The following is a 17,623-nucleotide window of genomic DNA, read 5'->3' as shown; positions in this document are numbered from 1 at the left end:
TGGTTTATAATAAAAATTCAAATGAGAATGATTATCGATATCATTTATGTTAGAATTAATTTTATTGCTGTCAATTTGTTAACTTAGATGCGAATAGATGATTTGAAAAAAGGGGATTGTGTGCGTTTGCTTGATTTCGGCATCACTGAGCCCTCCTATCGGCGCAGGCTGCTTTCTTTAGGTATCACGCGCGGTGCGGAATTAAAAATTATTCGTGTGGCTCCTCTGGGTTGTCCTGTACAAGTTGAGGTTCGTGGCACATCGATTAGTTTGCGTCGGGAAGAAGCGCGTTATCTGCTTCTGGAGAAGGCATAATGCATATTTTATTGGTGGGTAATCCCAACTGCGGTAAAACAACGCTGTTCAATGGCTTAACGGGTGAAAATCAGCGCATTGGTAACTGGCCTGGCGTTACGGTTGAAAAGAAAACCGGCTCGTTTAAAGTGCGGGATGAGTCAATTGCCATCACCGATTTGCCGGGAATTTACAGCCTGTCAGCCACAGCGGGAGAAGCCAGCCAGGATGAGCAAATTGCATCGCGGGCGGTTATGGAATTGCCTGCTGATTTAATTGTGAATGTGATTGATGCCAGCCATCTTGAGCGTCATTTATATTTGACCAGCCAATTACTGGAGTTGGGCAAGCCGCTTGTAGTCGCTCTGAATATGACCGATATTGCAGAACAACAAGGGGTAAGCATCCAGATAGACCAGTTGTCAAAACGTCTGGGTTGTCCAGTCGTTCCCTTGCAATCCCATAAGAAAGTCGGCTTCAGGGCGCTCGAAGCGCAAATTATGGATCACAAAGAATCCTGTAAGCCGTTAACCTTGTCTCTGCCTGCGGACGCAGCAAAGGAATTACAAGATTTCACCCGGCATCTTATTGATGATAAGCAGCTGATGCCGCATCTGGCTCATTATCACGCATTAAGAAGTCTTGAGGGAGGAGTCTGTTTTGGCCCTCTGGCTGATTATGACATCAGCCTGGCGGATGCACGCTATCAGCTTATTCATGAAATTGTGAATAGCGTTCAGCAGAAAAAAAGTGATGCCAGCGAGCATTTCACCGCCCGGCTGGATCGCTTTGTATTAAACCGGTTCCTGGGGTTTCCCGTATTTCTGGCCGTCATGTATCTGATGTTTTTATTTGCTATCAATGTCGGCGGGGCATTTCAGGACTTTTTCGACATTACTACTGATACTATTTTTGTTCAGGGAAGTGCCTGGCTATTGGCGCAAATGCATACGCCACAATGGTTAATAGCCCTGATTGCTAACGGCATTGGGGTGGGAATTAATACCACACTGACCTTTATTCCGGTGATTGCCTCGATGTTCTTTTTTCTCTCGCTGCTGGAGGCTTCCGGCTATATGGCAAGAGCGGCATTTGTGGTCGATAAACTGATGCGTCTTTTGGGCTTGCCGGGTAAATCTTTTGTACCGATGATTGTTGGATTCGGCTGCAACGTGCCTGCTATTATGGCGGCAAGAACTCTCGACTCCGAGCGGGATCGCTTATTAACCGTATTAATGAGCCCTTTTATGTCCTGCAGCGCCCGTCTGGCCATTTATGCGGTGTTTGTCGCCGCGTTTTTTCCCAGCGGGGGACAAAATGTTGTTTTTGCCTTATATCTTATCGGTATTTTGATGGCGGTATTAACCGGGTTACTATTGCGTAAAACGACTTTGCAGGGACAGGCATCGCCTTTGGTTCTGGAGCTGCCTGTCTATCATAGGCCTTCATTACGCCGTCTGCTCAGAGAGACCGGTTTTCGCTTGAAACATTTTATTGTGCGCGCCGGGCGGGTCATTATACCTGTCTGCATTTTATTGGGCGGTTTAAATGCCCTGACAGTCAGTGGCGGTATTAGCAGTAATGAAGCCGATACGCATTCCGTTTTATCCTTGCTGGGTCAATGGCTGACGCCGCTGTTTACACCTATGGGGCTAACCCAGGAAAACTGGCCGGCTACAGTGGGGCTCTTGACAGGCATGCTGGCAAAAGAAGTGGTGGTCGGTTCTTTAAACTCTCTTTATGCACAGCTGGGTCACGTAGGACAATCGGCGCTTGACGGCTTTGATTTCCTGGGCTCACTGCAAGCGGCCTTTTGGTCAATTCCTGAAAATCTGGCTAATCTCGGTCAGGCCTTGATTAATCCTATTCTGGCCAGCGCGCCTGACAACGAGCTTTCTCATTCAATGTATGGCATGATGGCCGAGCGTTTTGATGGTAAAGCCGGTGCATTTGCCTATTTATTGTTTATCCTTTTATATATACCCTGTGTTTCCACAATGGCAGCTATTCGCCAGGAAGCCAATCGCCAGTTGATGTGGTTTTCAGTGGTTTGGTCTTTTGTAGTGGCTTACACAGCAGCGGTTATATTTTATCAATTGGCGCGCTTCGGTCAGCATCCGTATCAGACAATTAGCTGGATTACAGGTTTGGCGCTGTTCATGACTGGATTTATCAGTTACCTTCGCTGGCAGGGGGTTAGGAAGAATAAACATGCTTATGCAAATTCTTGAGTATTTTAAAAAAGAAAAAGTAGCCAGTAATCAGCAATTGGCAAGATTATTAGGCGTCGATATTGGCGCACTGCAGCCGATGCTTGATCTTTGGTTGCGAAAAGGTGTGATTGCCTGCTGTCAGGAAAAGTCGGCCTGTCAGAGCAGTTGTTTCAAGTGTAAAGCCACTCCACCCGTTTACTATCAGTACGTCGCTCCAAACTAATAGCTCCAATGGCCGTTGTTTGTTAACTGCTGCCCGGATTTACAAATTTTTTTCTATTTATCAGGGATACACCTATCCTTAAATTGAGCTAAGATAGTCTATAGATAGTGAACCGGTGTAAATTATGGCTGAAGCAAATAATTCTGATGGCTTTTTGATTGGGGATGATATTCGCCAGGAAATTAAAAATGCCCAGGATATGGACCCTATCGCATTGGTAGAGCAGGTCTATCAACTCTGGTGGCATTGGGCTAATTTTGAGTTGTATATTATTAGTCCAATTATTGATCCTGTAATACCTCCACTAGTTATCGAGCCTGAATTACTGCCTAACTCTCAAGAGCGTGAATTCGTCTACAATATTCATGACTTCGGCCATAAAATGACCACGTCAAAGGCAGAGGATATGTACGAGGCGGGCATGTCGATGTGCAAACTGTATTACACCATTGAAAAAATGATCTTTCTGCTAATCGAACGATTAAAGTCGGGCGGTATTGATCAGGAAACAGAAGTGCAAATTGCTTTTGGCGGTCACGAGCTGGGTCAACGAAAGGCGTTCGAGTCTGTGATTAATCTGAGTTACAACGTGGTTGTAACCAACTTCGACCCCGGTGCCTGGGGCGAGCGCTATTTGCAAAATGTCAAAGTATTGGCCTCCAAGGGCTATGGTTACCCTGAGGGCACTCCTCGTGACGTTTATCGAAAACACCCCCAGGCTGGCACTCCAGGTATGAAGAGATAAATTTTTAACGCCAAATGTCTACGTACCGCGCTTTATGCGCGGTATCCAGGCAATGCGTCTGATTGTCAAAAGCATTTTAAAACTCACTACCATGCTTTATGGATACCCCGCATAAAGCGGGGTACGTAGACTCTTACGGGGTACGTAGGCTCTTATAGGATGGTTAAATTTTGTGGCCATCTCTCAGGGACAAGCCGAGGCACGTAGGAGCCAGGAGGGGACTGTAACTCAAAGTTTAATCAGCCGCCATTGCTTTTCACCTTTCTTAATCAGGCGTAATTTCCAGCTTCGCATGCCAATAGTCTGCCCCCCGGAGCGCAGAGAAATGGCGTAATAAAAAAACAAAAGCAGCGATAAGGCGAGTTGTAGATAGTGATTGCCTGGCATAATCGCCTGGCCATGATTCAGAAATACAGCAATGCCTGTCAGGATAAAACAGAGGGCGGTCAGAATCAGGCAGTCATAAAGGCAGGCGGCAAGGCATCGGATCCACATGTATAATGACATTAAATGAAATTACCTGTTTTAGCAGGAGAATCCCTACCAAAGCAAGCAGTTTCCTGTGAAAATTATCGTTCTTTCACAAAGAGTGGAATTGCTTCAAAAAAACAGAGTGGTATACTTTGCGAGGTTTTGGCTTGAGTTTTGATAATTCAGCGTTGATTATTGTCTCTAATTTTAAGGATGGCTAATAAGTGAAACAAAAACGACCGATAAATCTTGATTTGGGGTCTTTAAAATATCCACCGATGGCAATCGCATCGATTTTACACCGTATTTCCGGAATACTATTATTTGTGCTGATGCCAGTCGCATTCTATTTTATAGATTTATCCCTCCAGAGCGAAGAGTCTTTTCACAAAGTGGGAGAGATGATGGCCCATCCATTTTCAAAACTGGTGTTCTGGGGCCTGGGCGCGGCATTAATTTATCATTTTCTTGCAGGCATACGGCATATGCTGATGGATCTGGGTTATGGAGAGCACTTGGAATCCGGGCGGCGCGGGGCGATTTTAGTCATTAGTGCGTCGGTCATCTTTTCACTTCTTCTGGGGATATGTATATGGTAACAAATGTCACCAGTTTGACCGGAAATGGTCTACGGGATTGGTTAATCCAAAGAGTCAGTGCAGTTTATTTTGCTGCCTATATGGTTTTTATTCTGGCATTTTTGCTCATCCATTCGCCGTTTAGCTATACCGAATGGCATACCTGGGCTCAAAGCAGCTGGTTTAAAGTGGCCAGTTTACTGGCACTGGTTGCATTCTCTCTGCATGCCTGGATAGGAATATGGACTGTTACTACTGATTACATAAAATGTACGGTTCTGCGACTCACTGTCCAACTATTGGTTGCAGGTTGGTTATCCGCCCAGTTTATCTGGGGCTTCATGATTTTCTGGGGACTATAAATGGCCTTAGCTCGTAACAAATTTGATGCGGTAATTATTGGCGCAGGCGGAGCAGGTATGCGCGCCGCCCTTCAGCTCGCCAATTCAGGATTGAAAGTGGCTTTATTATCAAAGGTCTTTCCAACCCGATCTCATACAGTATCGGCGCAGGGGGGAATTACCGCGGCACTCGGCAATGCGGATGAAGACGATTGGCGCTGGCATATGTATGATACCGTCAAGGGAGCGGACTATATCGGCGATCAGGACTGCATCGAATATTTGTGCAAGACCGGGCCTGAAGCAGTGTATGAATTAGAGCATATGGGGCTGCCATTTTCCCGTATGGACAATGGGCGTATTTATCAGCGCCAGTTTGGCGGTCAATCAAAAAACTTCGGCGGAGAACAGGCCGCTCGGACCTGCGCTGCCGCTGACCGGACAGGCCATGCGCTTTTACACACGCTGTATCAGCAAAACCTGCGTGCCAAAACACATGTATTCAGCGAATGGTATGCCCTGGATCTGGTAAAAGATGCGCAGGGCAGGATAGCCGGTGTCACCGCAATCTGCATTGAGACGGGTGAAGTTGTATTTTATCAGACCCGTATCTGTATTCTGGCAACCGGCGGTGCAGGCCGTATCTATCAATCAACCACAAATGCCTATATCAATACTGGCGATGGGTTTGGAATGGCGCTGCGCGCTGGAATCCCCCTGCAGGATATGGAAATGTGGCAATTTCATCCAACCGGTATTGCTGGCGCAGGAACATTGGTTACTGAAGGTTGCCGCGGTGAAGGCGGTTATCTGATCAATAAAGATGGCGAGCGCTTCATGGAGCGCTATGCGCCACGCGTCAAGGATCTTGCTTCCCGTGATGTGGTCGCCCGGGCGATGGCACTTGAAATTCGTGCCGGCAAGGGCTTTGATCCACAGGGTGTAGATTACGTAAAATTAAAGCTTGATCACCTTGGCGCCGATTTAATTAAAGCCCGCCTGCCAGGCATTCGCGAGCTGTCAATCAAGTTTGCAGGTGTAGATCCGATTGTAGAGCCAATTCCTGTTGTACCCACTTGCCATTACAGCATGGGAGGAATTCCAACCAACATTCATGGTCAGGTTCTGACACATCGCAACGGTATGGATCAAATCGTGGAAGGCTTGTACGCTGTGGGTGAATGTGCCTGTGTCTCCGTGCATGGCGCAAATCGTCTTGGCGGTAATTCACTGCTTGACCTGGTTGTTTTTGGCCGGGCTGCCGGATTGCATGTGGAAGAATTATGGCAATCGAATCAATTGCCGGATATGCCTTATGTAACTGATGATGATGTCGCCATGTCGCTGGCTCGCTATCAGCGCTGGCAAGATGCGAAAGAGGGCGATTCACCAGCGGTATTGCGCGCAGAAATGCAGCGGGTGATGCAGGAAGATTTTGGTGTGTTCAGAACCGGCCAGGTGATGGCTGAAGGGCTGCATCGTCTCGATGCACTGAAAGCACGTCTGGAAAATGCCTGTATCAAAGACAAGAGCAAAGTATTTAATACAGAACTGATTTCAGCTCTTGAGCTGGACAATTTGATGGCTACGGCCTATGCGACAGCGCAATCAGCACTCGCACGAACAGAAAGCCGCGGAGCGCATAGCCGTGAAGATTTTCCAAAGCGTGATGATGCGAACTGGATTAAACATACGCTATATTTTGGTGAAGAGAACCTCATTGATTATCGGCCGGTTAATGTGAAGCCGAAATATGTAGAGCCGTTTCAACCCAAAGAACGTGTTTATTAAGAGGATATATTATGTCGGCAAGCAGAACATTGAGCCTGCATCTCTATCGTTACAATCCTGAGGTTGATAGCAAGCCTTATATGCAGGAATTTAAAATGGAGATCCCCGCCAAGAGTGATCCCATGCTGTTAACTTTACTGGAAAGGCTTAAAGCGGAGCAAGACGAAACAATTACATATCGTCGTTCCTGCCGTGAAGGCGTTTGCGGATCAGACGGGATGAATATTAACGGCACGAATGGATTAGCCTGTATCACTTCTTTGTCACAATTAAAAACGGATAAAATTGTGGTCCGACCTCTGCCTGGTTTCCCGGTTATCCGTGACCTGGTTGTTGATATGTCGCAATTTTATCAGCAATATGAGCGTATCGAGCCTTATCTGCAAAATGATGAGGTGGCGCCAGCGCGTGAACGGCTGCAGACCCCGGAAGAGCGCTCCAAGCTGGATGGTTTGTATGAGTGCATTTTATGCGCTTGCTGCACCAGTTCCTGCCCGTCATTCTGGTGGAATCCAGATAAGTTTGTAGGCCCAGCCGGATTACTACAGGCGCGGCGTTTTCTGGCAGACAGTAGAGATACAGCTACTATTAAACGGTTGGATAAATTACAGGATCCATTTAGCGTTTTTCGTTGTCGTTCGATTATGAATTGCGCCAATGTGTGTCCGAAGGGACTCAATCCGACGCAAGCGATTTCTGATATTCGCAAGCAAATGTTAACAGAGGAAACTTGATAAGATTCTGATAGCCCTGCTTAATCAGAACAGGCGGCGCATGCAGCGAACGCTCGGATTGAGCAGAGCATTTCCCTTTGGAGAGTGAAAAATGAGTGCTAGTGATTTGCAAAATGAATGGGCTTTAGGCTATCTTTCAGGCGGCAGTATGGCCTATGTGGATGGGCTTTATGAAGATTATCTTCAGGATCCTGATTCCGTTCCTGCCGATTGGCGGGCTGTTTTTAATAAGATGGCTGCTGAAAACAGAGGCAATGGTCAGGATGTGGCGCACCGTGAAGTTCGAGATTACTTTTTGCAAAACGCTAGCCGAAAGAAAACAGCGGTTGTCAGCTCTGAAGACAGCAAGCAATATCAGATAGCTCATCTTGTCAATGCGTATCGTGCCTATGGACACCATGCAGCCCGGCTTGATCCGCTTGATATGGCTGAGCGTATCTCTGTACCGAGCCTTGAACTAGGTTATCATCATCTTACCGAGAGCGATCTGGACCGCAATTTTTATGTGGGTAATAATTTCAATGGCTCTGAAATGCCTCTGAAAGATCTCTACAAGGCATTACGTGATACCTACAGCGGCAGCATCGGTATTGAGTACATGCATATTTCGGATAATGAAGAAACTGAGTGGCTTCAGAAAAAAATGGAGTCCAGCCGCGGCCGTCCTCAATTCAATAATGAACAAAAGAAAAAAATCCTCAACGATTTAATTGCCGCAGATGGTCTGGAACGTTATCTGGGTACACGCTATGTCGGACAAAAGCGATTTTCGCTTGAAGGCGGGGATTCATTAATCCCGATGATGAAAGAAATCATCCACCAGGCTGGTGAGTTTAAAACTAATGAAGTTATCATTGGTATGGCACATCGCGGCCGTCTGAACGTGCTGGTGAATGTGCTTGGAAAAGCCCCTGATGCCTTATTTCAGGAGTTTGAAGGAAAGGTTAAATCAGAGCTGACTGGCGATGTAAAATATCACATGGGCTTTTCTTCTGATATCCGTACGGAAAGCGGCGCAATTGTTCATTTGGCTCTTGCATTTAATCCCTCGCATCTTGAAATCATTGGGCCAGTGGTAGAAGGTTCGGTTCGTGCCCGCTTAAGACGCCGAAATGATTTGGAGAAAAAAGACAAAGTGGTTCCTGTAGTCATACATGGCGACGCAGCCTTTGCCGGCCAGGGTGTCGTAATGGAAACCTTCAACTTCTCCCAGGCTCGCGGTTATTCGACTGGCGGTACAGTCCATATCGTCATTAATAACCAGATTGGGTTTACAACCAGCAATCCTCTTGATGCCCGTTCCACGCTTTATTGTACGGATGTGGCTAAAATGGTTCAGGCGCCGATCATTCATGTGAATGGCGACGATCCGGAAGCCGTGGTTTTTGCGACCCAGATAGCCTTTGATTTTCGTATGAAGTTTAAACGCGACGTGGTGATTGATTTGGTTTGTTATCGCCGTCATGGACATAATGAAGCTGATGAGCCGTCGGTTACGCAGCCGACGATGTATCAAAAAATAAAAAGCATGCGTCCTTTGAGAGAAATTTACGCCGACCAACTCATAAATGAGCAAATTATTTCCAGGGAGCAAGTCGACGAAGCCATGGAAAATTACCGTAATCGTCTCGATCAGGGCCTGCCGGTTGTTGAACTGGTGCACGGTGATTACGAAGGAAACATATCGATTGACTGGTCCCCTTATGTGAATGCCAAGTGGACTGATAAAGCCGATACAACAATAAGTCCTGCCGATATTAAAATGCTTTCCGATAAAATACAGCAATTACCGGAAGGGTTTGAATTGCACCCGGTAGTCAGCAAACTGATGGCTGAACGTCAGAAGATGACTGATAATGAAATCCCCATGAACTGGGGTTATGCGGAAACAATGGCCTACGCCAGTCTGCTTAATGATGGCTATAAAGTGCGTCTGTCCGGTCAGGATTGCGGTCGTGGTACTTTTGCTCATCGCCATGCGGTTTTGCATGATGTGAAAACAGGGAACTCCTATGTTCCTCTGGAAACCCTGTCGACCGATGCTGAACGAAACTTTGTAGTAATCGATTCGGTGCTGTCAGAGGAAGCCGTCCTTGCATTTGAGTATGGTTATGCCTCTTCCGAGCCAACCTCACTGGTATTGTGGGAAGCTCAGTTTGGTGATTTCGCCAATGGTGCACAGGTTGTAATTGATCAGTTCATCAGTTCTGGTGAGCAGAAATGGGGACGCTTGTGCGGTCTGGTGATGCTGTTACCGCATGGTTACGAAGGCCAGGGACCGGAGCATTCATCTGCCCGCCTTGAACGGTATATGCAGCTATGCGCTCAGCATAATATACAGGTCTGCACACCCACCACACCGGCACAAATGTTCCATTTGCTGCGCCGGCAAATGATTCGAAACTTCCGTAAGCCCTTAATCGTAATGACGCCCAAAAGTTTATTACGTCATAAGCTTGCAGTATCGCCGCTTTCTGATCTCTCGGAAGGAAAGTTCCACACGGTAATCCCCGAAGTGGATACAATGGATCCGGCCAAAGTTACAAAAATAGTATTATGTTGCGGAAAAGTTTATTATGATCTGTTGCAAAAACGCCGTGACGAGAAAATTGAGAGTGTTGCAATCATTCGAGTTGAACAACTCTATCCTTTCCCTAAAAAAGCGCTAGGAAACGAGCTTGCCAAATTCTCGAATGCAAAAGCAATTGTCTGGTGTCAGGAAGAACCTCAAAATCAAGGGGTCTGGTTCTCTTCTCAGCATAACATCATAGACTGTCTGAGCCCGGAGCAGACACTGACTTACGCCGGCAGAAGTTTTGCAGCTTCTCCAGCGGTAGGCAGCCCCTTGCTTCATGCCAAGCAACAACAAGAACTGGTACAAGCGGCATTAAGTATTTAAAAATGATAGGTCCAGCGGATAGCCGCTGGAGAAAATAACAATTAGTTAAGAAGGACACACCATGTCTATTGAAGTGAAAGTACCGACGCTGCCAGAATCGGTTGCTGATGCCACCATTGCAGCCTGGCATAAAAAAGCAGGCGACAGGGTCAGCCGCGATGAAAATCTTGTAGATTTGGAGACTGATAAGGTTGTTCTTGAAGTTCCGGCTCCAATAGATGGCATACTAACAGAAATCCTTTTTAAAGAAGGGGAGACGGTTACAGCCAGTCAAATCCTGGCTAAAATTGAGGCCGGGGAAGCCGCAGCACCAGCCCCTGCTGCACCAGCCAAAGCAGAGCCCGCAGAAAAGGCCGAGCCCCAGGAAGAAAAAGCCACAGGTCCCGCAGTAAGACGCATGTTGTCTGAGCATGACTTGCAGGCGCAGCAAGTCACCGGCAGCGGTAAAGACGGCCGTCTGACCAAGGAAGATGTGGTTTCATTTATTGAGTCCAATCGAGCCAAGTCAGCTCAACCTGCAAGCGCTGCTGCAAGTCAGCAACCAGCTGCTGCAATGGGAGCAAGAGAAGAACGCCGTGTGCCCATGACTCGCCTGCGCGCTAAAATTGCTGAACGTCTGGTTCAGGCACAGCATAATGCGGCCATGTTAACGACCTTCAACGAAGTTAACTTGAAAGGCGTCATGGATCTTCGCAACCAATACAAAGATCAGTTTGAGAAAAAACACGGTGTTAAATTGGGATTTATGTCCTTTTTTACCAAGGCAGTTGTAGAAGCATTAAAATTGTTCCCGGCGGTTAATGCCTCTATTGACGGTCAGGACATTGTTTATCATGGTTTCTATGATATTGGTATCGCGGTTTCCACCGATCGAGGATTAGTTGTTCCAGTAGTGCGCGATGCTGATCAGATGAGCATGGCCGAGATTGAAAAGGCAATTAATGATTCTGCTGGCAGAGCCAGACAGGGCAAGCTCAGCATGGAAGAAATGCAGGGCGGAACCTTCACCATCACAAACGGTGGTGTTTTTGGTTCACTGCTGGCTACACCCATTATTAACCCGCCACAAACTGCTATTTTGGGTATGCACAAGATTGAAGAGCGACCCATTGCCGAAAAGGGCCAGGTGGTTATTCGTCCAATGATGTATGTGGCTTTGTCCTATGATCATCGTTTAATTGATGGCAAGGAGTCGGTACAATTTTTGGTGACCGTCAAAGAGTTACTTGAAGATCCTGCACGCTTGCTGCTGAACGTATAGAGTCTACTCACAATCCATTAACCAGGCTGACCTGCGGTATGCAGGTCTGTTTTTTTATAAGGTGTTGCAATGAATTTACATGAATATCAGGCAAAGGAGCTATTTAACAGCTACGGTTTACCGGTTCCTCGGGGTCATGTCGTCTATACAGTCGATGAAGCGGTTCAGGCTCTGGATATGTTATCCACTCCGAAAGCAGTAGTGAAAGCGCAGGTTCATGCCGGCGGACGTGGTAAGGCTGGCGGTGTCAAGCTGGTTTCCAGCCGTGATGAATTGGCCAATGCGGCGAAAGCCTTGCTTGGCACGCGTTTGGTAACTTACCAGACTGATGCCAAAGGGCAGCCGGTTAATGCCCTGCTAATTGAAGAAACCTGTGATATTGGACGCGAACTCTACTTAGGCGCAGTAATTGATCGCTCCACACAGCGGGTAGTCTTCATGGCTTCTACAGAAGGCGGCGTGGAAATTGAAAAAGTAGCACATGAAACGCCTGAGAAAATTTTCAAGGTCATCATGGATCCTCTGGTCGGTATTATGCCTTATCAGGGCCGTGAAATCGGTTTTAAACTGGGACTGGATGATAATCAGATTAAGCAATTTACCCAATTAATGATTGGACTTGGGAAAATGTTTGTTGAGTGCGATTTAAGCTTGCTGGAAATCAATCCGCTGGTTGTGACCAAGTCAGGTAATTTATTATGTCTGGATGGAAAAATTAATCTTGATGGTAATGCCCTGTATCGCCAGCCAAGACTTAAGGCAATGCGCGACACTTCACAGGAAGATGAAAGAGAAAATCATGCGACCAACTGGGAGCTTAATTATATTCCGCTAGATGGTTCAATTGGCTGTATGGTTAACGGGGCGGGTCTTGCGATGGCTACCATGGACGTTATCAAACTGCACGGCGGTGAGCCCGCAAACTTCCTTGATGTCGGCGGTGGCGCCACTAAGGAAAGAGTGAGCGAAGCATTTAAAATTATTCTTTCTGATGAACAGGTCAAAGGGATTCTGGTCAACATTTTCGGCGGTATTGTACGCTGTGATTTGATTGCTGAGGGGATTATTGCCGCAGTAAAAGAAGTGGATGTTAAAGTGCCCGTTGTTGTGCGCCTTGAAGGTAATAATGCGCAGTTAGGTGCAGAAATCCTGAACAAAAGTGATCTGAATGTGATTGCAGCGGACAGTTTAACCGACGCCGCTAAAAAAATCGTAGCCGCAGTGGCATGATTTACGAAATCTGTAACCTTGATAAGCCTGGCGCATCAGGGTTTCAGTTCATATGAATTCAGAAGAAAAATTATTAGAACCAGTTTGAGGTTAGCATGAGCGTATTAGTTAATAAAGAAACCAAAGTAATTTGCCAGGGTTTCACTGGCAAGCAAGGAACCTTTCACTCGGAGCAGGCAATTGCCTATGGAACTAGAATGGTGGGTGGAGTAACCCCTGGAAAAGGCGGCCAGAGCCATTTGGGTTTACCAGTATTTAATACCGTCAGGGAAGCCATGGAGGCCACACAGGCCGATGCGAGTGTGATCTATGTTCCGGCTCCATTCTGCAAAGATTCCATTCTCGAAGCTGCCGATGCGGGCGTTAAATTGATCGTCTGTATCACCGAAGGAGTTCCTGTGCTGGATATGTTGGACGTGAAAGTGTATCTGCAAAACAATACCCAATCCCGCTTAATCGGACCAAACTGTCCAGGAATTATTACCCCTGGCCAATGTAAAATCGGTATTATGCCTGGTTCAATTCATTTACCGGGAAGAGTCGGCATCGTTTCCCGCTCTGGTACACTGACTTATGAAGCAGTAAAACAAACAACAGACAAGGGATTCGGTCAGAGCACCTGTATTGGCATTGGCGGCGATCCAATTCCTGGAACCAGCTTTATCGATGCCTTGAATCTGTTCGAGCATGATGAGCAAACCGAAGCAATTATTATGGTCGGTGAAATTGGTGGTTCTGCAGAAGAGGAAGCAGCAGAGTTTATTAAATCCAATGTCAGCAAACCGGTTGTTTCCTATATTGCCGGGGTTACTGCACCTGCTGGAAAGCGTATGGGACATGCCGGCGCTATCATTTCTGGTGGAAAAGGAACTGCTGCTGAAAAATTTGCAGCACTGGAAGCTGCAGGAGTAAAAACCGTTCGCTCACCTGCTGAACTCGGGGATGCGATTGCGGAAGTGACTGGCTGGTAATTGGAAGTTAAGCTGTCTCGATGTCGGCGGATGGATAGGAGATATGTCGTCTTTGCGAACGAAGTGAAGCAATCCAGAAGTGCGTCTTGAACACACAGTTAGGAGCATTGGATTGCTTCGCTGACGCTCGCAAAGACGATTTTTAGTACACTTGACCACAGCATCCAGGAATGCTTGTAAAAGGTCTGCCGCGGTTCGTAGCGGTTTAGAGCTCGAACCGTCCTGGAAACAAGAATAAGGGAATGAAAATGCTCAACTGGATGATTTATGGGGCGAATGGATACAGCGGGAAGCTGATAGCAAGAGAAGCCAAATCAAGAGGTTTAAATCCCATTGTTGCAGGGCGAGACCCACAATCAATCACAGAGCTTGCAGAAGAATTGGGGCTTCAGAGCCGGGTTTTTGATTTAAGCGATCAACACAATCTCTGTACACAATTGGCTGATGTAAAATTGGTTTTAAATTGCGCGGGTCCCTTTTCCTCCACAAGTCAGGCAATGATCAAGGCCTGTATTCAATCCAAAGTCCACTATTTAGACATTACCGGTGAAATTTCCGTCTTTGAATATGCGCAAAGACAGGATAGTTTAGCAAAAGAATCGAATATCATACTTTGCCCAGGCGTTGGTTTTGATGTGATACCAACAGACTGTCTCGCCGCACAATTAAAGCAACAGCTTGCCGATGCTGATTATTTAGCCCTTGGGTTTGACTCAAAATCGGACCTGTCTCCGGGAACCGCAAAAACTGCGGTTGAAGGATTGGCATTAGGGGGCAGGGCGCGGGTGAATGGATTAATACAAGCCGTTCCTCTAGCCTGGAAATCGCGCATGATTGATTTTGGCCGAGGAGAGAAACTGGCAACTACGATTCCCTGGGGGGATGTGAGTACTGCTTTTCATACCACCAAAATACCCAATATCGAAGTCTATATCCCAATGAGTCCAAAGCGGGTGTCGATGCTAAAGAGGCTCAATTATATACGATGGTTGTTAGGCTTTCAGTGGGTTCAGAATTTTCTAAAATCCAGGGCTGCTGTGCAAAAGGGACCTGATAAAGAGCAACTGCAAAAGCAACTCACTTATATATGGGGTGAGGTAAGGAATGCCAGGGGTGAGATTAAAACGATTAGATTTGTAACGGCAAACGGATACGCCCTAACCGTCACCGGCAGCCTGGCTATTGTTGAGCACTTACTGGAAACTAAGATAAACTCAGGCTATAAAACACCATCGCAAATAATGGGAGCAGACTTTATCACTAAATTGCCTGGCTATAGCGAAAGGATAAATGATGAAGCAGCCTGAACGTATTGATGGCAATGGTAAGCTGAACTTTGTTTTGATTCACAACGCCGGTGGGAGTCATCATTTTTTTAGCCATCAGATAGAGTTACTGAAGCAATTTGGTAATATTGTTTGCCTTGATCTGCCTGGCCATAATGGCGGTGAGGGGATTGCCAGTTATAAAATGGCTGATTTATCCTCTTCGATAAATAAAACCTGCAGAGAATTATCGCTCGATAATATCTGCTTGATTGGCCTTAATAATGGGGCAGATATAGTGATTGATACCGTGCTTAATCATGAGCTACCCATTAAACACATTATACTTATCGACCCGCCAATTTTTATGGATGATAAATTTATCACAGAAATTGAGGAATTTATCAGCGCATTGGATACGACAAATTATGGAGAATTTGTTGATGAGCTGGTCAATGCTTTGTTTATTGATACCAATCAGTTGACTAAGAAAATAGCGGCAGATGCCTTTAATCAGGTTGAAAGAAAAGCACTGCAGGAAATGTTTAAAGGCTTAATTGAATGGGATACCCAATCTGAAGGGAAACTAGGCAGTATTTCTTGTCCCGTATTATGTATTATCACCGATGAGCATCACTGCAGTTATCAAAAATTACGGCAGGAAGCGCCTCAATTTGAGATTGGTAAAGTGATAGGATCCAAATGCTGGGCAACCCTTGAAGTGCCAGAGCAGGTTAATGCAATGATTGCGAGATTTCTACAACTTCACAAAGGGTAAAAGCCGATATAGCATTTATCCTTCCCCTGATAAAATCCCAAGCCGCTCCTTCAATCCTTAAGCTTCCGTTAAGTTTTGGATCGTATACTTTAAAGGAATGGAGAAAGGGAGTTATCATGCAAGTGATAATTGTTGAAGATCATGCCTTTAACGCATATTGCTTAACGCGCTTACTGCAGGAAGTTAATCCGCAGGTTAGCATAACCGTCTGTGCAAGCAGTTCTGATCTTAATCATTATTTGTCTCAATCAACACCCGATTTGATTATTCTGGACGGTGATTTAGGGGCAGGCGATGGCCTGGCTTGCAATGGTCCTGCCGTGGCTGATAGTCTGCTGCAGGCAAATAAAGCCGTGCCTTTGGTTGTCTGGACTAATTCACCTGCGATGCGCGCTGCGTTTTCAGGGGTATTTGCCCAGTATCGATTAAAACTGTCAGAAGTGAACTGCTGGCCTAAGATGGTTTCAACAGAGCGTATTAGTCACACCCTGAAAACCTATTCTGCCAACTGCCAATCCAGGACAGACATGTCTCTGCCTCTGAGGCGCAAGGTCTCAAGACTTGATTTGCCTCGCGCCCAGTAAGCGAGCGTGGCAGCTTAAAACCTCATGCCAGACTTTGGTAAGAGACAGTTTATCAATGGCATTTCACTGAGAGCTATCTGGTCTTTTCCAGCTATGATCTGCTGCAATCGAGTAATTTGCTCTTGTGCCAAATAGTCCGGGTCATTACCATCTTTAGCGCTTGCCTGCATTGCCTCTACGCATTTGTTTAAAGCTTGAATCACATGATTCTCTTTATTTGCAGAAAGAGTTTCTTGAAGAGGAAACAGGCGAATCAGAAAATTCTCCTTGGGTGTTGCCTCGATGTTTTTGGAAAGATAATGGGCAGTATGGTAACGAACCTGATTAAGCGGATCGCTATTACAGGGGACATCCAACAAGTTTGCAAACTTCAATTTGTCATAAAATTTCTTTACTAATGATCTGGCTGCATCCATATTTTGTTCAAAACTGCCCTTACGACGATTAACATCGCTATTATCTGCTTCTGACATAGCCTGATATTTTGTCAGCAGGTTATTCAGGATTTCCAGATGCACTTTATCATTACCTGTGCTAGTCAAATGCTTAAGCTCGTGTATTAAATCAACCGCCAATTCCAGTTTAGTTTCTGATAGTTTGTGATTAGGCATTAAAAAGAATTTATTCGATAGACTGACATTCGCCGCCTGATGCTTGTCTCTATACTGTTTTATATGATTTAGGAGTAAGTCCCGGGTTATTTTAAAAAATAGGGTTGTTGAATTGTAAATCTGCTCAAAATCAGCCGCCGCAGCAGGTAGATCTAATGAATGTTTATATCCTCTTTTCGTTAATGTCTGGGCTAATTGCAGGAAATGTTGTCGATCTCTGATGTGCTCCGCGCCGTCTCCCTCTTTAATCCAGATTAACAAATAATCTGCACTATTCATCAGCGGCTGATTATTCTCTGCTAGCCAGCGCTCAAACGAGTCAGCAATTTTTCTGTTTGCAAAATCTTCTTCGGAAATCGGCACATCTATAGCCGTTGAATAACCCAATGCGGCGACTTCCTGTGCCAGGGCTAAAAAATCGCTGTGTCTTTTTACTAATTTGGGATGTTCATGGCTATCCATCCATTTGAACAATAAATCGATATGCGACTTGTTGGAGTGACGGTTACCATCCATCCAGGCATCGAATTCCTTCGCAAAGGCTGCTATTGTCGAATGGGGCAATTTGTTTTTAGTAGAAAATAGACTCATTGGGCAACTCAAAAGGCAGGTAATTGCAAAAATTATACACCTG

General features: G+C 45.9%; 17 protein-coding genes. 15 read left to right on the top strand and 2 right to left on the bottom strand.

The features are described from left to right. Positions 1-87: 87 nt before the first annotated feature. The 4 genes from DYH61_RS14075 (at position 88) to DYH61_RS14060 (ending at position 3,475) form a co-directional block, all read left to right on the top strand. A complete protein-coding gene (locus DYH61_RS14075) occupies positions 88-315 on the top strand; it encodes a FeoA family protein (RefSeq protein WP_058507088.1) in 228 nt (75 codons plus the stop codon). Further along, the gene (feoB, locus tag DYH61_RS14070; protein ID WP_058507089.1) at positions 312-2,525 is read left to right on the top strand and encodes a Fe(2+) transporter permease subunit FeoB; all 2,214 of its coding nucleotides are present in this window, start codon (positions 312-314) and stop codon (positions 2,523-2,525) included. Before DYH61_RS14075 ends, feoB begins: the two co-directional genes overlap by 4 nt. Next, a complete protein-coding gene (locus DYH61_RS14065; RefSeq protein WP_058507090.1) occupies positions 2,506-2,730 on the top strand; it encodes a FeoC-like transcriptional regulator in 225 nt (74 codons plus the stop codon). The genes feoB and DYH61_RS14065 overlap by 20 nt, the downstream gene beginning before the upstream one ends. A gap of 124 nt (positions 2,731-2,854) precedes the next feature. After that, a complete protein-coding gene (locus DYH61_RS14060; protein WP_058507091.1) occupies positions 2,855-3,475 on the top strand; it encodes a hypothetical protein in 621 nt (206 codons plus the stop codon). Positions 3,476-3,703: 228 nt separating this feature from the next. Here DYH61_RS14060 and DYH61_RS14055 read toward each other — a convergent pair whose 3' ends face one another. Further along, on the bottom strand, positions 3,704-3,982 hold the full coding sequence (locus tag DYH61_RS14055) for an RDD family protein (protein WP_083499181.1): 279 nt from the start codon (positions 3,980-3,982) through the stop codon (positions 3,704-3,706). Between the two features lie 188 nt (positions 3,983-4,170). Here DYH61_RS14055 and sdhC point away from each other — a divergent pair, with 188 nt between their 5' ends. The 11 genes from sdhC (at position 4,171) to DYH61_RS14000 (ending at position 16,378) form a co-directional block, all read left to right on the top strand. Beyond that, positions 4,171-4,545 carry a succinate dehydrogenase, cytochrome b556 subunit gene (gene sdhC / locus DYH61_RS14050; RefSeq protein ID WP_058507093.1) on the top strand — a complete coding sequence of 125 codons (375 nt, stop codon included), beginning with the start codon at positions 4,171-4,173 and terminating at the stop codon, positions 4,543-4,545. After that, on the top strand, positions 4,539-4,886 hold the full coding sequence (gene sdhD, locus DYH61_RS14045; protein ID WP_058507094.1) for a succinate dehydrogenase, hydrophobic membrane anchor protein: 348 nt from the start codon (positions 4,539-4,541) through the stop codon (positions 4,884-4,886). The genes sdhC and sdhD overlap by 7 nt, the downstream gene beginning before the upstream one ends. Then, entirely contained in the window at positions 4,887-6,656 is a 1,770-nt protein-coding gene (gene sdhA, locus DYH61_RS14040) for a succinate dehydrogenase flavoprotein subunit (RefSeq protein ID WP_058507095.1), read from the top strand. It begins immediately after the preceding gene. An 11-nt stretch (positions 6,657-6,667) separates the two neighbouring features. Beyond that, positions 6,668-7,390: a succinate dehydrogenase iron-sulfur subunit gene (locus DYH61_RS14035; RefSeq protein ID WP_058507096.1), complete on the top strand. Its 723-nt coding sequence runs from the start codon at positions 6,668-6,670 to the stop codon at positions 7,388-7,390. A 91-nt stretch (positions 7,391-7,481) separates the two neighbouring features. Beyond that, on the top strand, positions 7,482-10,289 hold the full coding sequence (locus DYH61_RS14030; protein WP_058507097.1) for a 2-oxoglutarate dehydrogenase E1 component: 2,808 nt from the start codon (positions 7,482-7,484) through the stop codon (positions 10,287-10,289). 61 nt (positions 10,290-10,350) lie between these two features. Beyond that, positions 10,351-11,550, top strand: coding sequence for a 2-oxoglutarate dehydrogenase complex dihydrolipoyllysine-residue succinyltransferase (gene odhB / locus DYH61_RS14025; RefSeq protein ID WP_058507098.1), 1,200 nt, complete (start codon positions 10,351-10,353; stop codon positions 11,548-11,550). A gap of 69 nt (positions 11,551-11,619) precedes the next feature. Continuing rightward, positions 11,620-12,780, top strand: a complete 1,161-nt coding sequence (gene sucC / locus DYH61_RS14020) for an ADP-forming succinate--CoA ligase subunit beta (RefSeq protein WP_058507099.1) — start codon at positions 11,620-11,622, stop codon at positions 12,778-12,780. 95 nt (positions 12,781-12,875) lie between these two features. Further along, a complete protein-coding gene (gene sucD, locus DYH61_RS14015) occupies positions 12,876-13,751 on the top strand; it encodes a succinate--CoA ligase subunit alpha (protein ID WP_058507100.1) in 876 nt (291 codons plus the stop codon). A gap of 248 nt (positions 13,752-13,999) precedes the next feature. Further along, on the top strand, positions 14,000-15,058 hold the full coding sequence (locus DYH61_RS14010) for a saccharopine dehydrogenase family protein (protein ID WP_058507101.1): 1,059 nt from the start codon (positions 14,000-14,002) through the stop codon (positions 15,056-15,058). After that, a complete protein-coding gene (locus tag DYH61_RS14005) occupies positions 15,042-15,794 on the top strand; it encodes an alpha/beta fold hydrolase (protein WP_065236124.1) in 753 nt (250 codons plus the stop codon). Before DYH61_RS14010 ends, DYH61_RS14005 begins: the two co-directional genes overlap by 17 nt. 116 nt (positions 15,795-15,910) lie before the next feature. Next, positions 15,911-16,378 (top strand): response regulator, encoded by a 468-nt coding sequence (locus DYH61_RS14000; protein WP_058507103.1) that lies wholly within the window; start codon positions 15,911-15,913, stop codon positions 16,376-16,378. Between the two features lie 14 nt (positions 16,379-16,392). Here the strand turns inward: DYH61_RS14000 and DYH61_RS16020 are convergent, their stop codons facing one another. Continuing rightward, positions 16,393-17,580 carry a hypothetical protein gene (locus DYH61_RS16020; RefSeq protein ID WP_234999814.1) on the bottom strand — a complete coding sequence of 396 codons (1,188 nt, stop codon included), beginning with the start codon at positions 17,578-17,580 and terminating at the stop codon, positions 16,393-16,395. Between the last annotated feature and the right edge of the window lie 43 nt (positions 17,581-17,623).

Origin of the sequence: Legionella quinlivanii, assembly GCF_900461555.1 — a bacterium.
In the GTDB taxonomy this organism is placed as follows: Bacteria; Pseudomonadota; Gammaproteobacteria; order Legionellales; family Legionellaceae; genus Legionella_C; species Legionella_C quinlivanii.
Note: the sequence above shows the minus strand (reverse complement) of the source record. Positions and strands in the feature narration are given on the sequence as shown.

What these genes read in the sequence shown, in the direction of transcription:
- DYH61_RS14075 (WP_058507088.1), top strand. Translation starts at nt 88, where the DNA reads ATGCGAATAGATGATTTGAAAAAAGGGGATTGTGTGCGTTTGCTTGAT.
- DYH61_RS14065 (WP_058507090.1), top strand. Translation starts at nt 2,506, where the DNA reads ATGCTTATGCAAATTCTTGAGTATTTTAAAAAAGAAAAAGTAGCCAGT.
- DYH61_RS14060 (WP_058507091.1), top strand. Translation starts at nt 2,855, where the DNA reads ATGGCTGAAGCAAATAATTCTGATGGCTTTTTGATTGGGGATGATATT.
- DYH61_RS14055 (WP_083499181.1), bottom strand. Translation starts at nt 3,982, where the DNA reads ATGTCATTATACATGTGGATCCGATGCCTTGCCGCCTGCCTTTATGAC.
- sdhD (WP_058507094.1), top strand. Translation starts at nt 4,539, where the DNA reads ATGGTAACAAATGTCACCAGTTTGACCGGAAATGGTCTACGGGATTGG.
- sdhA (WP_058507095.1), top strand. Translation starts at nt 4,887, where the DNA reads ATGGCCTTAGCTCGTAACAAATTTGATGCGGTAATTATTGGCGCAGGC.
- DYH61_RS14035 (WP_058507096.1), top strand. Translation starts at nt 6,668, where the DNA reads ATGTCGGCAAGCAGAACATTGAGCCTGCATCTCTATCGTTACAATCCT.
- DYH61_RS14030 (WP_058507097.1), top strand. Translation starts at nt 7,482, where the DNA reads ATGAGTGCTAGTGATTTGCAAAATGAATGGGCTTTAGGCTATCTTTCA.
- odhB (WP_058507098.1), top strand. Translation starts at nt 10,351, where the DNA reads ATGTCTATTGAAGTGAAAGTACCGACGCTGCCAGAATCGGTTGCTGAT.
- sucC (WP_058507099.1), top strand. Translation starts at nt 11,620, where the DNA reads ATGAATTTACATGAATATCAGGCAAAGGAGCTATTTAACAGCTACGGT.
- sucD (WP_058507100.1), top strand. Translation starts at nt 12,876, where the DNA reads ATGAGCGTATTAGTTAATAAAGAAACCAAAGTAATTTGCCAGGGTTTC.
- DYH61_RS14010 (WP_058507101.1), top strand. Translation starts at nt 14,000, where the DNA reads ATGCTCAACTGGATGATTTATGGGGCGAATGGATACAGCGGGAAGCTG.
- DYH61_RS14005 (WP_065236124.1), top strand. Translation starts at nt 15,042, where the DNA reads ATGATGAAGCAGCCTGAACGTATTGATGGCAATGGTAAGCTGAACTTT.
- DYH61_RS14000 (WP_058507103.1), top strand. Translation starts at nt 15,911, where the DNA reads ATGCAAGTGATAATTGTTGAAGATCATGCCTTTAACGCATATTGCTTA.
- DYH61_RS16020 (WP_234999814.1), bottom strand. Translation starts at nt 17,580, where the DNA reads ATGAGTCTATTTTCTACTAAAAACAAATTGCCCCATTCGACAATAGCA.